The organism is Abyssisolibacter fermentans (assembly GCF_001559865.1).
Lineage (GTDB): Bacteria > Bacillota > Clostridia > Tissierellales > MCWD3 > Abyssisolibacter > Abyssisolibacter fermentans.
The window spans coordinates 1-14,533 of the sequence record NZ_LOHE01000055.1 but is presented as its reverse complement, the minus strand read 5'-3'; the positions used below and the strand labels follow the sequence as shown (position 1 = coordinate 14,533).

Below are 14,533 nucleotides of genomic sequence, written 5' to 3'. Positions count from 1 at the left end.
TAATAATGAGAGTTTTTTATGCTATTACTTTTACAGAAGATATTAAAGATTATATTTATGAAAAGCTTAATATTGTTCGTGAGAATAGTATGTCAGGAAATTTTACTAGAAGGAATAATTTGCATCTTACTATGAAATTTATAGGTGATGTTAACTATAAACAGTTTGAAGATTTAAAACATGTATTAGATATTGTCGTATCAAAAAATGAAAATTTTACAATGAATCTAAGTAATGTAGGTGTATTTAAAAGAGGTGTTAAGAATATTCCATGGATAGGTGTAAAGAACTATAAAAAACTTCAAAAACTAGTTGGAGATTTAGAAGATGAGCTATCTACACTTGGTTATGCAAAAGAAAATAGACCATATATACCTCATATAACATTTGGTAGAAATGTTGTTTTTGATAGTAATTTTGATTATGAAGATGTGAAAATTGAAAATAAAGTCATAGATGTTAATTCTATAGCTCTAATGGAAAGCAAAAGGGAAAATGGGTTGTTAATTTATGAACCTTTATATATAAACATACTTGAATAATATAAAACAGCTTATTAGAATAAAGGTATTTTGAAATATATTCTAGAAATGAATAATATTCAGAGTAAGAATGGCAGAAACACTTCTAAGGGGAGAGATTTAATGAAGGGAATTAAAGGTATAAAATTTAGAATATATATTATGTCTATAGGTTTATTGTTAATTACATTAATAATGATAGGGAGACTTGGTTATTTACAGTTAATAAAAGGTGATGAACTGAAAATAATGGCAGCTACTCAGCAAACTAAAGATGTAAAAATAGCACCAAAAAGAGGACGTATTTATGATAGGAACAAAAAAATACTTGCTACTAGTCTTAAACTATATACTATAAGATGCAGGATGGTTGATGTAAAAGCTGAGGAGAAAGAAAGTCATGCTGAAATTATATCGGAAATACTAGAAATGGATAAAGATGAAGTTTTAAAGATGCTTTTAAGTGATAAAAATTGGGTGGAGATAAAAAGATGGGTAGAAAAAGAACAAGCTGATTTACTTAGAAGTAAAAAGCTTGATGGAATAATTATTGATGAAGAATATAAAAGGTATTATCCAAGAGATAATTTTGCGGCTCAACTTATAGGAAATACTAATAGAGATAATTTTGGTGAATATGGTATTGAAAGATCTTGTGAAGAATATTTAGCTGGTATACCAGGTAGAAGCATCAAAATAGTTGACAATAGAGGTAATGAATTACCATATGGTAATAAGAAAATATATGACTCTGTAGAAGGTGAAGATATTGTATTAACAATTGATGAACGTATTCAACATATTGCTGATAGTGCAGCACAAAAAGCCTTGGTTGAAACTAAAGCTAAAAGAACATGTATTTTAATTATGGATCCAAACAATGGTAAGATTTTAGCAATGGCTAACAAACCTGATTTTAATCCTAACAATAGACAAAAAATCTATTACGATATTAATAATCCATGGCAGAATTTAGATGAAACTAAGTTGAAAGAGATAAATGATATGGAATGGAGTAAAAAGCAAAATATTCTTTATCAAATGTGGAAGAATTATTCTATATCTGGTATACATGAACCTGGGTCAACATTTAAAATCATAACTTGGGCAACTGCTATTGAAGAGAATGTTGTAAAAAGTGGTGAAAAATTCTTATGTGATGGTTATGTTAAGCAAGTTAAAGGAAATATAAAATGTTGGAGATATAGAAATCCACATGGAGAACAAACGTTAATGGAAGGTTTTGAAAATTCTTGTAATGAGGTTTCATGTGAGCTTGCATTAAGACTTAAAAAAGAAAAGTTTTGTAAATATATTTCTGCTTTTGGTTTTGGCAAAAAAACAAATATAGATTTACCTGGAGAAGAATATGGTTTGATTCAAAATGTGAAAGGTATAAATGATGTAGAATTAGCTACAATGTCTTTTGGACAAGGTATTTGTGTTACCCCTATACAAATGTTAAATGCTGTTTGTGCAGTTGTTAATGGAGGTAATCTTATGAAGCCGGGAGTTATTGAAAGAGTTGAAAATAGACAAGGTGAAACTATATATTCGTTTTCGCCTGAAGTAGTAAAAAAAGTTATATCAAAAGATACATCTAAAAAAATGAGAACATTTTTACAAGCAGCAGTTGAAGAAGGAACAGGGAAAAAAGCATATATTAGAGGATATAATATAGGTGGGAAGACAGGTACTGCACAGAAAATAGTAGATGGAAAATACAAGGATGGTTATTATATTGCTTCTTTTGCTGGGGCTGCTCCTATTGATAATCCTCAAATTGCAATTTTAGTTATGATTGATGAGCCGGGAATAGAAGAAAATCATGGAGGAACATTAGCGGCACCAATAGCTGGTCAAGTAATTGAGAAAGTACTAAATTATTTAAATAAATAAAAAGTATCATCAAAACTTATTTTCTTGTTTAGAATCTAATATTATGGATATAAATAAAACTAAAATGAAATGAGAGGTGATTCTATGAAGAAAATTTTATTAGTTTTATTTATTATCACAAGTATAGCTGTTTTATCAGCATGTTCATCTAGTCAAGATAATAATAATGTCAATGATAATAGTGTTAGTGAAGAAGAGAACCCAATTGCAGGGAAAGTCATAGCGTCTTTTAATACTAAGAATTTAGAAGGTAATGATGTAACAAATGATATTTTTAAAAATTATAAAGTAACTATGATTAATATATGGGGAACATACTGTGGACCATGTATTAATGAGATGCCTGATTTACAAAAATTATACGAGTATTCTAAAGATAAAGATATAAATTTGATTGGTATAGTTGGAGATATTGGTTTAGGACAAGATACAGAACCTGCATTAGATGTTGTACAAAAAACAGGTGTTAAATATACAAATATTTTACCTGATAAAGTTATTTATGATGATGTACTTGTAAATTATCAATATGTTCCAGTTACTATTTTTGTAGATTCAAATGGCAAAATTTTAAAAGAATTTAAAATAGGCAGTGGTACATACGAAGCTTACAAAAATTTGATAGATGATATTTCTGAAGGTTATTAAGTATTATGAAAAATTTAATTTGAAAAGCTTTTTGCAAATAATATGTCCTAGTTGTTATAAAGTGAACAATGTAACAAGGGGTATATTATTTTTTGGGAGTGATAAAGTGAGATTAGGAGTTGATTTTTATCAGCAAAATGCTGTTACTTTAGCTAGACAATTAATAGGTAAAACTTTAGTAAGAAAGATAGAGAATTCATATATAAAATGTAGAATTGTAGAAACTGAAGCATACTGTGGTCCAGAAGATAAAGCTTGCCATGCTTATAATAATAAAAGAACCAATAGAACACAGGTAATGTTTAAAAATGGGGGTATTGTGTATATATACATGATTTATGGAATGTATTATTGTTTAAATATTGTTGCAAATAAGGAAGGTAAACCAGAGGCTGTTCTTATAAGGGCAGTTGAACCCTTAGATAATATTGATATAATAAGAGAAAATAGGAAAATAAAAACAAATAAAAATTATTTACTTACAAATGGACCGGGTAAACTATGTAATGCATTAAAAATCGATAAAACATTTAATGGATATGACTTAATAAAAGGCGGCGAATTATTTATATTAAGTTCTAATAAAGAATGTAATATAGTAGAAACAAAACGAATAAATATTGATTATGCACAAGAATATAAAGATAAACTTTGGCGGTTTTATATAAAGGATAATAAATTCATATCTAAAAAATAAAGGAGGGATTATATGAAAAATAAAGGGTTTTTAGGAATTTTTTTAATCTGTTTAGGTGTTCTTGGAATACTCAATAAGCTTAATATGTTTAATATCGAAGATTATGTACTTATTTTAATTTCATTTGGATTATTAGTACTATACATTATTAATGGAGCTAGAAATAGATATGGTAATCAAGGATTTCTTATACCTGCATTTATATTATTAGCTGTTCAATTATCTGATATGCACTTTGTAGAATATGAATATCATGACATTTTATTCTATTTACTTTTTGGTACTGCATTTCTATTAGTATGCCTTATTCATACTATTTCGTTTAGTAATTTGAATTTCAGGCATCGATTTTGGCCAGCCATTGTCAGCATTCCTTTTTATTTTATGGCATTATTAATGTTTTCTAATAGATATTTATCTATTAATATTATGAACATTATTTTTGACTATTTATTACCTATAAGTTTAATAGTAATTGGAATAGGTATAATAATTAAAAATACTACTAAATAGTACCCTGATTATTCATATAACTCCCGATAATATGCTGTAAGTTTCTGAATTAGAAGATTTCAGTGAATTCGAAGGCATACCGAGTTGGTATGTCAAGAATTTAATGGATGTTTTATAACAACGAAAGCAATTACGTAGTAATTGCAACACACCGTTACAACAAGGCGCAAGATTGTGCACTGCCTGTTAAATATAATCAATACCCGCTACTATAGAGGTGAGGGGCATCTTGCGCCTTGTTATAAACATAGACAGAGAACTAAAATCTATGATTTTATGTGAATCGCTTACTCATTCGAAGAATGAGCTTCGTTTAAAAGAAGTATTTAATTTTCTATGAATAATCTGGGTAATAATATACCATTTCTATCATTGTGTATATTAGATGTGTATTATTAAATGAATTACATATTGTTTTACAGGAATATTTAACTCATACTAAGTAATTGGTTCTTTTTGTTGAATTAAATTAATTTTTAAAAATAAACTCTAAATAAAACTAATTTTAATGACAAGTTTTATTTTAGGGTTTTTTTTAATACTAATACTAAGGAGGAGGTGTTTTGTATAAGAAGAAGCTTAATTTTATTATGTTTTATATTTAGTTTAACAGTTATAATAATTGGTAATAAAATATTGCATATCTCTTTAACTAAAACATCTACTAATAGTAATGAATTTTTAGAAATTGTACTAGATGAAATAGAAAAAAAAAGAATCAATCAAAAAGATTTAGGTATTTTAGTTGATGTTGATTATAATATTTTGTATCTAATGGATATAAATAATAATATTTTAATAAAAAAATATACAGTAGCTACAGGTAAATATAATACACCAACTCCACTTGGAACATTTAAAATAATTCAAAAATGCAAATGGGGAGCTGGATTTGGTACTAGATGGATGAAATTAAATGTACCTTGGGGACAATATGGAATACATGGAACGGATAAACCATATTCAATAGGATACAGCTCTTCTCATGGATGTGTGAGGATGAAAAATAATGATATAGAAGAGTTGTATGATATAGTTGTATATAATACTCCCGTTATTCTATTTAAAGGGCAATATGGACCTTTTGGTAATGGATTTCGAATAATTAAACCGGGTGATAAAGGTTCAGATGTACTAGAAGTACAAAAAAGACTGAAACTCAAAGGTTATTATAATGGTTTATTAGATGGAGTATATGGGGATGGTTTAAAAAGAGCATTACATAAATTTTTAAAAGACAATAATTTGAAAGAATCTGATTGGATAGTTCATAGCATATATAAAATGCTTGAAATTGAAATAATGGACTAATAATAAATATTAGTTAGTTAACTGTTTTAAACAGATTATTAGCGTAAAGATTTCCACTTTTGTAAGTATGCTTCTAATCAGGTGTAGAAGATGTCCTTAGCATAAGCTAAACGAGTTCATTAAATTTTCAGGCTGGAACAATAAACAATTACTAAATTTATTAAAAAAGGAAGTTTAAAGAAATGGAAAATGGGTAAATATAAATTATAACCAAGTTTGAAAAGAGAAGGGAGAATATTTAATATGATTTCGGAAAAATTATTTAATGCATTAAATGAACAAATTAATTATGAATTTGAATCTGCACATATCTACTTAGCTATGGCAGCATATTGTGCAGATCAAGATTTAGATGGATTTGCAAATTTCTTTATAGTTCAAGCAGAAGAAGAGCGATTTCATGCAATGAAATTTTATAACTTTGTTAATGAAATGGGAGGTAGAGTTACTTTAAGAGCTCTTACAGGACCCATAAATGATTTTGAATCATTACTAGATGTTTTTGAGACAGCTTTAAAGCACGAAAAATCTGTTACAAAGAGAATATATAATTTAATGGATATAGCTAATGAAGAAAAAGAATATGCAACAGGAAGTGTGCTAAGGTGGTTTATAGACGAGCAAGTTGAAGAGGAAGCTACCATGACAGGTATAATCAAAAAACTTCAAAGACTTAAAGATAATAGTCACGGTATATTTATGTTGGATTCTGAAATGAGTCAAAGAACTTTTACACCGCCTACAGAATAAAAAATTTACTTAAGTTTTTGTTTTATAACATAATGTAAATAACTATTATGAAAATAAATTTGTTAAGCAAAAACAAAGATAGGTGCTTAACACCTATCTTTGTTTTTGTAATCTATAGAAAATTAATTTCTATAGAATTGTAGTTGAGATTATTTACCACTTAAATTTCTTTGTGCTTGCTCAACTAATCTTTTAGTCATGTATCCACCTACATAACCATTTTCTCTTGCAGTTAAATTTCCTTTATCCATTGCTTCATAGTTTGTTAAGCCAAGCTCAGTTGCTATCTCAGTTTTCATTTGATTTAATGCTTGACGAGCTTCTGGAACAACTATACCATTTCTACCTGAATTACCATATGCCATGATTCATTCTCCTTTCCAAATATTTTTTTTTGTTTGTGTTACGGTATTATTATGTGATATATGCAAAAAGATAAACCAAGTAATATTATCTTATACTTGGTTTAGCTAGTAACAAAAACATTATATAAAATTTTTAAACAAATTATGTAGCTTTGAAATTTTTTAGAAAATAATCATTTTAGCTCCAATAATAATTAATATGCTTCCACTGATTAAGTCACTTTTGCTTTGAATTAAAGGAAAACTTTTCATATATCGTGATATATTGAATGATATAGCAGATAAGATGGCTGTAACTAATCCTATTAAGCTGCTGTAAATAAATAAATAAGTAATTGATAGTGAATAAAAAACAGAAAAACCAACTAATAACGCATCAATACTTACCGATATTCCAAGAACGATAATCATATACCATTTCATTACATTTATATTTTCGTTTTTAGAAAAAAGTCCTAAAATCATGAAAATTCCAAGAATAATAAGTATTATTCCTCCAGTATAATTTGGTATTCTGAAAAAGAATTTATTAATAACAGATCCGCAAAAACCTCCAATAAAAGAAAATAAAAATTGGAAAAAAGCAAAACTAAAAATATACCATTTTGCATTAGTTCTATTTATTTTTTTATCAAATCCTATAGAAAATGATACTCCAGAAGCATCAAGAGCAAGAGCTATAGAAATTGATAGAAGTTCTAAATTTGTCAAAATATTATGCCTCCCTTTTTAGATATAATAGACTATACAAACAGTATTATATAATATTATATGATATTTTAACATATATAATTATCTCTGATTATTCATATAATTTTGTATAAAATGTTGTATGGTTCTGAATAAGAATATTTTAGTGAATCAAAGCAGATCGAATTTAATGGATTCTTACAAATAGAAGTACTTTATTAATGAATCTTTTATTCAGTTACTTTATTGAAATAAGCAATTTACCATATTAAGATTTGAGTTCATTGATCATGATTTTCTATTAATAATTTGGGATTATATATAAATTTATTTAGAAAGGAGTATAGAAATGCTATCACCTAGTCTTGAAGATTATTTAGAAGAAGTATATAGGTTGTCTTTTACGAAAAAAGAAATTAGAATTAAAGACATTGCTAAATGCTTAAATGTCTCAAATCCTTCAGTAGTTAAAGGATTAAAAAAACTTCATGAGGGTAAATACATATTATATGTTCCTTATGAAAAAATTAAATTATTGGATAAAGGTAATAAAGAAGGGAAGTTCTTATTTGAGAGAAATAAACTTTTGCGCAAATTTATTGTGACTATAGGATCAAATAGTGATGAAAACAAAGAAGCTGAAGCAATGGAGCATTATTTAACGATAGATACGATTAAATGTATAGAAAAATTATTATTATTTTTTCATGCGTATCCCGAAATTTATAATTATTTTAAACAATATGAATTTAAAAGCAGATTTGATTAAAACAAAAAGAGGTGAAACACCCCTTGAAAAAGTATATTTTATAGTTTATATAAAGAACATCTTATTAAAAAATATTATATATAGCATTAACAATAAATGTTACAAAAATGGCAACTAAAGTTGTCAACGCAAAAGTGAAAAATGTCCATTTTTTACTTCCTGTTTCTTTGTTTATTGTTAATAAAGTTGTTCCACATGGAAAATGAAGCAAAGAAAATAGCATAAAGTTTAAACCTGTAATAAATGTCCATCCATTTGATAACAATAGATTTTGAAGTGTCTCTAAGCTTTCAAGTTCAAGCATAGCACCCTGTGACATATATGACATTATAAGTATCGGCAGTACTATCTCATTAGCTGGCATACCTAATATAAAAGCCATCAAAATAAAACCATCAAGACCCAACAATAATGCAAAAGGATTCAAAAATGCAGCGACATGATTAAGTATACTTATTCCTCCGATAGTAATATTTGCAACCATCCAAGTAATAGCACCTGCTGGAGCAGCTATTATAATTGCACGTCCTAATACAAATAGAGTTCTATCAAATATAGATCTTACTATTATTTTACCAATTTGAGGTTTTCTATATGGAGGAAGTTCTAATGTAAAAGATGAAGGAACACCTTTTAAAAATGTTATAGATAAAAATTTGGATATTAACAGTGTAATTATTATACCGAATAAAATCATTGCTACTAAACAGAGAGCTGCTAATGTAGAACTATATTTTGATGAGTACATACCTAAAAAAATCATGGATATTGTAATTAATGTTGGGAATCTGCCATTGCAAGGAACAAAGTTATTAGTTATAGTAGCAATCAATCTTTCTCTAGGTGAATTAATAATACGACAAGCAATAACTCCTGCTGCATTGCAACCAAAGCCCATACTCATAGTTAAAGCTTGCTTTCCATGTGTACCAGCTTTTCGAAATGCATTATCTAAGTTGAAAGCAACTCTTGGTAAATAACCAAGGTCTTCTAATAGCGTAAATAGCGGAAAAAATATAGCCATTGGTGGTAACATTACTGATATAACCCATGCTAAAGTTCTGTATGCTCCCAATACTAGTATTCCATGAAGCCATGATGGAGCATTAATTAATGAAAATAGGGAGGTGATTTTTGGTTCTATACTAAAGAAAAAATCAGCTAGCATTGCAGATGGTACATTAGCCCCTTTAATAGTAATCCAAAAAATTATACCTAACATGAGTAACATAATAGGGTAACCAAATATTTTAGAAGTAAGTATATCGTCAACCTTTTGCTCCCATTTAATTCTTCTTTTATCATTCACGGTTACGGTATTTTTAGCTATATCTTCAGCTTTATTATATATGGTTGCTACAATTTCATCTCCATGGGAGATATTATTATTATTTGTTAGAACTGTTTGTATATTATTTAAAATTGAGTTTTGTTTATACAATTCATTACCTCCTTTCTAATAATTAGAAGAAATAATTTCTTCTATAGAGCGAAGTATAGATTTATCACCATCTATAAGCCTTAAAGCTAACCATCTAGTATTATATTTATTGCCAAATGTTAACTTCAGAGGTTCATTTATTTTATTAACCAAAGCCTCAATTTTATCATTATATTTTAATCTATAGGGAGTAGTCTTAATTTTTTTATTTATCATTTTATCAATAATATTAAGGAGATGATCAACTCCTTTACCATTACTAGCAACTGTTTTTACTACTGGTATTCCTAAATATTCTTCAAGCTTATTAGTATCAATGTGTATCCCCTTACGATTAGCTTCATCAGATAAATTTAAACAAGCTATTACATTGTCAGTTAGTTCTGTAATTTGTAAAATAAGATTTAAATTTCTCTCTAGACATGTGGAATCAGCTATCACTATAGTTAATGATGGATTGCCAAAGCAAATAAAATCTCGAGCAATTTCTTCTTCAACTGAATTAGCAAGTAACGAGTAAGTTCCGGGGAGATCTACTAGTAAATATCCAGTTTCTTTATACTTAAAATATCCTTGAGCATTGTTAACAGTTTTACCAGGCCAGTTACCAGTGTGTTGGTTAAGTCCCGTAAGATAATTAAAGAGAGTGCTTTTGCCAGTATTTGGATTGCCAGCTAAAGCTATTACAGGTTGGTTTTCATATTTTAGTTCAATATTAAATTTATCCTTTAGTAATGATAAACCACTTGATTTATTTGTTAGTCCCATTTGATTCCTCCTTATAGATTTAATGGTATGACTATGATATTCTTAGCCTCTTCATTTCTTAAAGCTATTATAGATCCACGAATGTTGTAAGCAATAGGATTTGATGACGGACTTTTTCTTTCAGCTTTAATAGTCGAATTTTTTGTAATACCTAAATCTAATAATCTTCTTCTGGAATAGCCATCACATATAATTTTTTTAACCATAGCAGTTTTTCCTATAGCTAGCTTATATAGCGGTATTTCTTTTGATTTCATTATTTTACCTCCTATTAATAAATTGTTAGCCTAGGCTAACAATTGCACTTTATTAAAGAAGAAAACCCAGACTATAATTAACATTTAATACTATAATTTCATTATATGAGACATAATCGAATTTGTGACAAATGATATTTATGAATATTTAAATAAAAATCATGTAATTACTTGGAGAAAAACAAAAAATATTGTAGAATAATGTAATAAAGATGTTTATTAAATGGTAAATAAATTGATTGTTGATTATATTAAAACGGAGGTTTTTATGAGTATTGGAATAAGAAAAAGACTGGCTATTTATATTGTAATAGTATCTCTAATTCCTCTTTTAATAATTGGGAGCTTCGGATATTTAAGCAATAGAGCAACTCTAGAAAGTTATGAACAAGATAAGATTCATAATTTGTTCAAAGAAACGAGGGAACAATTAATCAAATTCTTTATAAGGGCTCGAAAGGATACTCAATTATTAGCTGACATTACAGAGTATCAAGTTGCATTTAATGCTAAGCAAGATGATATAGTATTAGACCATTTGAAAAGAATCTATTACTCATTTTCAAAACAACATATTGATTATGACAAAATTAAATTTATAGATACTGAGGGTAAAGAAATAATAAATATTTACAAAGACACAACTATTTCATATATTTCAGATAAACAATATACTTTTAGTAATATGAATATGCAGGATTTATTAAAATTAAAAGATAAAGAAGTATATATTACTAATAATTATGTAGAAAATGAAAAAGATTTTTTAGGATTTTTCAAACCGGTAGTAGATATAATTAGTCCAGTGTATATTGATGAAGAAATTAATGGATATGTTGTCATAACTGTCAATTTAAAATCTGTATTAAAAGAATTGGAAAACACAATGTTTAGAAGTGGGAAAGGAGAACTTATACTAGTTGATCATAATGGAAATTACCTTCTACATCCGATTAAAGAGAAAGAAATTTTTTTTAGTAATAATAAAGGGCTAAATACTAATATTTATTCAGATATTCCTAAAATTGCATCGAAAGTTATGTCGGATGATTCAAAGGGTACTATGTATATTGGCAATAAAATGTTTTTATGGCAGTCAGAAACATTACATATTCTAGGAAATAGGCGTGTAGGGATGTTATATACAATAGATATTGACATATATAGAAAACCATTAGATAGGTTCAAAAATATATTTATCATTGTATTGCTTATAGCAATAGTAGCATTAATAATTATTGGACATTTTTTTTCAAAGATGTTTACTAATCCGATATATAAAATAATGAATGCGGTAAATGATATAGGTAATGGTAATTTTAATGTTAATATTGATATAGATAGAAATAATGAGTTATGTTCTTTGTCAATAGAGATAACAGAAATGGCGTGTCAACTACAGAAAATGTATTTAAATATGGAATCTATAGTAGATGAACGAACTAAAGAACTGAATGATGCAAAAACAGAACTTGAAAAAATGGTTATAAAAGACCCTTTAACTAATTTGTATAACAGACATTATTTTAATAAATTCGTGAAAAAAATATATAAAGAAGTATCCAATTGTGCTAATAAGTTTGTTTTTATAATGTTAGATGTTAACAGCTTCAAATATATAAATGATGTTTATGGTCACAACGTTGGAGATATAGTATTAGTTGAATTAGCAAATATATTGAAAAACTCAGCAAGGAAGGACGATATCGTTATAAGATATGGGGGAGATGAATTCTTAATAGTTTTAAATAGCGGCAAAAAAGAGGCGGCATTTAAGTTTATAGAAAGAGTTAATAACAAAATTGACGATTGGAGTAAAATTAGTAATGTGCTTGATTATAGAATGAGTATAAGTACGGGTTATGACATATATGATGGAAGTATTGACATATTAGATTCAATTGATAAAGCTGATAAAATGATGTATAAGAATAAGATGATAAATAGAAAGAAGTAATTAAAGTATTTGCATGATTATACCTTTAAACAGAAAACTAAAATCTATGATATAAGCAGAGAACTAAAATCTATGGTTTTATGTGAATCGCTTACTCATTCGAAGAAGGAGGCTTATTTATAGATATTATTTAAATTTCTATTAATAATCTAGGTTTAAATATTTACAAATATACAAAATTGGTATACAATTATTAGGAATAAGTACTATAATTCCCTGATTAATACAATTACACATACAAGCAGTTTTGGATTTTTAGCAATCATATTTTCTCTATAAATAATCTGGGGATAAACTAAATAAGACTTAGAAAGGTGTGATCTAATGCAGTACAGTAAGTTTGGTAAAACAGGTCTTAACATTTCTAAACTAGGTTTTGGTAGTATGAGAATGCCAATATTGAATGAGAATAATTCTGAAATTGATGAAGAAAAATCCAAAGAAATGCTGTATTATGCAATTAATAACGGAATCAATTATATTGATACAGCTTATAATTACCACGAAGGAAAAAGTGAAGAGTTTTTAGGGAGAGCGCTAAAAGATGGTTATAGACAAAAAATTTACTTAGCAACTAAGCTTCCAGTATGGAAAGTAGAAAAATACGAAGATTTCGAAATGTATCTTGACGAACAATTGGAGAGATTAAAAACAGATTATATTGATTTTTATTTGCTACATGCATTAGGCATTTCAAGATGGAATAAAATTAAAAATTTAAAAGTATTCGATTTTATTAAGAAAGCTAAAGAATCAGGAAAGATAAAATATATGGGGTTTTCTTTCCATGATAAGTTAGAGGCATTTAAAGAAATAGTTGACAGCTATAATTGGGATTTTTGTCAGATACAATTAAATTACATGGATCAAAATTATCAAGCTGGTATAGAAGGTTTAAATTATGCAGCGGCTAAGGATATACCAGTGATAATAATGGAACCTGTAAAGGGCGGTAAGCTAGCTTCTAATTCTAATGAAGATATAAACAAACTATGGAACGATATGCCAGTAAAAAGAAGTCCTGCACAGTGGGCGTTAAAGTGGCTTTTTAATAATGAAAAGGTATCACTAGTGTTGAGTGGAATGAGTGAATTGAAACATGTAAAAGAAAACATAGAGGCAGCTGATGAGACAACACAAAACTCATTAACCAAAAAAGAGCTTGAAATAATAGATAAAGTAAAAGGAATATTTGATAATAAAACTAGAATAAATTGTACAGGATGTGAGTATTGTATGCCTTGTCCTAATAATATACCTATACCGTTTTTATTTGAAGACTATAATAATATCTTTTTATATGATGACAATAAAGGAAAAAAAAGGTATAGAAAATTAATGGACAAGGGTTGTAGTGCTAATTCATGTGTGGAATGTAGAAAATGTGAGAGCATGTGTCCACAAAACATAAATATAGTTGACAAATTAAAAGAACTTCATGAGTTTTATATGTCTAACTAGCATTAACTTGAAAGAAAGGATAAAATACAAATTTCTAGAAGCATAGATGTAATATGAGGGAGTAAAATGCTTCTTATAATTCAATAAAAACAAACAAGTTACTAGGGTTTCTTAGTTATAAAGCTCGAGGCGAATGATTAAGTTGAGGAAAAATAATACATTACGTTATTATAAAGGTGCTAGGTGTATATAATTTTAAGGCTCCGATAATTTCCTTCAAACTAAGTAGAAGCAATGGGAAGGTTAAACTTTTATAGAACTGTATTAATAAAGTATTATAAATATATGAGAAAACCTTTTTGTAAGAAAGAAAAAGCAAAGAGGTTTTTATTTTATGTTATAATTGAAGTTATAAAGAATAATAAAAATATGGTAATAATTAGTATGAGTTATACAAAATAAGGAAGTCGATGATATGAAATAAAATGCATATTTTTTACTACAAAAATATTATAATATAAAACTAGACTCATTCTTCCTCTGAGT

The 14,533-nt window shown here is 27.4% G+C and carries 13 protein-coding genes and 1 pseudogene; 10 read left to right on the top strand and 4 right to left on the bottom strand.

Annotated elements, in window-relative coordinates:
* Positions 1–5 precede the first annotated feature (5 nt).
* From thpR to AYC61_RS09180, 7 genes are all read left to right on the top strand, one after another.
* A complete protein-coding gene (gene thpR / locus AYC61_RS09210) occupies positions 6–542 on the top strand; it encodes an RNA 2',3'-cyclic phosphodiesterase (protein WP_066500412.1) in 537 nt (178 codons plus the stop codon).
* 102 nt (positions 543–644) lie between these two features.
* Positions 645–2,420 (top strand): peptidoglycan D,D-transpeptidase FtsI family protein, encoded by a 1,776-nt coding sequence (locus tag AYC61_RS09205; RefSeq protein WP_066500409.1) that lies wholly within the window; start codon positions 645–647, stop codon positions 2,418–2,420.
* Positions 2,421–2,504: 84 nt separating this feature from the next.
* On the top strand, positions 2,505–3,068 hold the full coding sequence (locus tag AYC61_RS09200; RefSeq protein ID WP_066500407.1) for a TlpA family protein disulfide reductase: 564 nt from the start codon (positions 2,505–2,507) through the stop codon (positions 3,066–3,068).
* Positions 3,069–3,174: 106 nt separating this feature from the next.
* Positions 3,175–3,765, top strand: coding sequence for a DNA-3-methyladenine glycosylase (locus AYC61_RS09195; RefSeq protein ID WP_066500405.1), 591 nt, complete (start codon positions 3,175–3,177; stop codon positions 3,763–3,765).
* Between the two features lie 12 nt (positions 3,766–3,777).
* Complete coding sequence (locus AYC61_RS09190; protein WP_066500403.1) at positions 3,778–4,278, top strand: hypothetical protein; 501 nt, start codon at positions 3,778–3,780, stop codon at positions 4,276–4,278.
* A 558-nt stretch (positions 4,279–4,836) separates the two neighbouring features.
* Positions 4,837–5,589 carry a L,D-transpeptidase family protein gene (locus tag AYC61_RS09185; RefSeq protein ID WP_202906823.1) on the top strand — a complete coding sequence of 251 codons (753 nt, stop codon included), beginning with the start codon at positions 4,837–4,839 and terminating at the stop codon, positions 5,587–5,589.
* A gap of 243 nt (positions 5,590–5,832) precedes the next feature.
* The gene (locus AYC61_RS09180; RefSeq protein ID WP_066500399.1) at positions 5,833–6,339 is read left to right on the top strand and encodes a ferritin; all 507 of its coding nucleotides are present in this window, start codon (positions 5,833–5,835) and stop codon (positions 6,337–6,339) included.
* Positions 6,340–6,488: 149 nt separating this feature from the next.
* Here the strand turns inward: AYC61_RS09180 and AYC61_RS09175 are convergent, their stop codons facing one another.
* A complete protein-coding gene (locus AYC61_RS09175) occupies positions 6,489–6,704 on the bottom strand; it encodes an alpha/beta-type small acid-soluble spore protein (RefSeq protein ID WP_066500396.1) in 216 nt (71 codons plus the stop codon).
* A gap of 162 nt (positions 6,705–6,866) precedes the next feature.
* Positions 6,867–7,415, bottom strand: a complete 549-nt coding sequence (locus tag AYC61_RS09170) for a manganese efflux pump (RefSeq protein WP_066500393.1) — start codon at positions 7,413–7,415, stop codon at positions 6,867–6,869.
* Positions 7,416–7,743: 328 nt separating this feature from the next.
* Between AYC61_RS09170 and AYC61_RS09165 the strand changes: the two genes are divergently transcribed.
* A complete protein-coding gene (locus AYC61_RS09165) occupies positions 7,744–8,163 on the top strand; it encodes a metal-dependent transcriptional regulator (RefSeq protein WP_066500387.1) in 420 nt (139 codons plus the stop codon).
* Between the two features lie 64 nt (positions 8,164–8,227).
* Here the strand turns inward: AYC61_RS09165 and feoB are convergent.
* Positions 8,228–10,372: pseudogene (gene feoB, locus AYC61_RS21840) on the bottom strand (ferrous iron transport protein B).
* 11 nt (positions 10,373–10,383) lie between these two features.
* A complete protein-coding gene (locus AYC61_RS09150) occupies positions 10,384–10,629 on the bottom strand; it encodes a FeoA family protein (RefSeq protein ID WP_066500367.1) in 246 nt (81 codons plus the stop codon).
* 268 nt (positions 10,630–10,897) lie between these two features.
* On the opposite strand from AYC61_RS09150, the gene AYC61_RS09145 reads away from it, so the two are divergent.
* The gene (locus AYC61_RS09145) at positions 10,898–12,586 is read left to right on the top strand and encodes a sensor domain-containing diguanylate cyclase (protein ID WP_066500360.1); all 1,689 of its coding nucleotides are present in this window, start codon (positions 10,898–10,900) and stop codon (positions 12,584–12,586) included.
* 324 nt (positions 12,587–12,910) lie between these two features.
* A complete protein-coding gene (locus AYC61_RS09140; protein ID WP_066500357.1) occupies positions 12,911–14,047 on the top strand; it encodes an aldo/keto reductase in 1,137 nt (378 codons plus the stop codon).
* Positions 14,048–14,533 lie beyond the last annotated feature (486 nt).

What these genes read in the sequence shown, in the direction of transcription:
- thpR (WP_066500412.1), top strand. Translation starts at nt 6, where the DNA reads ATGAGAGTTTTTTATGCTATTACTTTTACAGAAGATATTAAAGATTAT.
- AYC61_RS09205 (WP_066500409.1), top strand. Translation starts at nt 645, where the DNA reads ATGAAGGGAATTAAAGGTATAAAATTTAGAATATATATTATGTCTATA.
- AYC61_RS09200 (WP_066500407.1), top strand. Translation starts at nt 2,505, where the DNA reads ATGAAGAAAATTTTATTAGTTTTATTTATTATCACAAGTATAGCTGTT.
- AYC61_RS09190 (WP_066500403.1), top strand. Translation starts at nt 3,778, where the DNA reads ATGAAAAATAAAGGGTTTTTAGGAATTTTTTTAATCTGTTTAGGTGTT.
- AYC61_RS09180 (WP_066500399.1), top strand. Translation starts at nt 5,833, where the DNA reads ATGATTTCGGAAAAATTATTTAATGCATTAAATGAACAAATTAATTAT.
- AYC61_RS09175 (WP_066500396.1), bottom strand. Translation starts at nt 6,704, where the DNA reads ATGGCATATGGTAATTCAGGTAGAAATGGTATAGTTGTTCCAGAAGCT.
- AYC61_RS09165 (WP_066500387.1), top strand. Translation starts at nt 7,744, where the DNA reads ATGCTATCACCTAGTCTTGAAGATTATTTAGAAGAAGTATATAGGTTG.
- AYC61_RS09150 (WP_066500367.1), bottom strand. Translation starts at nt 10,629, where the DNA reads ATGAAATCAAAAGAAATACCGCTATATAAGCTAGCTATAGGAAAAACT.
- AYC61_RS09145 (WP_066500360.1), top strand. Translation starts at nt 10,898, where the DNA reads ATGAGTATTGGAATAAGAAAAAGACTGGCTATTTATATTGTAATAGTA.
- AYC61_RS09140 (WP_066500357.1), top strand. Translation starts at nt 12,911, where the DNA reads ATGCAGTACAGTAAGTTTGGTAAAACAGGTCTTAACATTTCTAAACTA.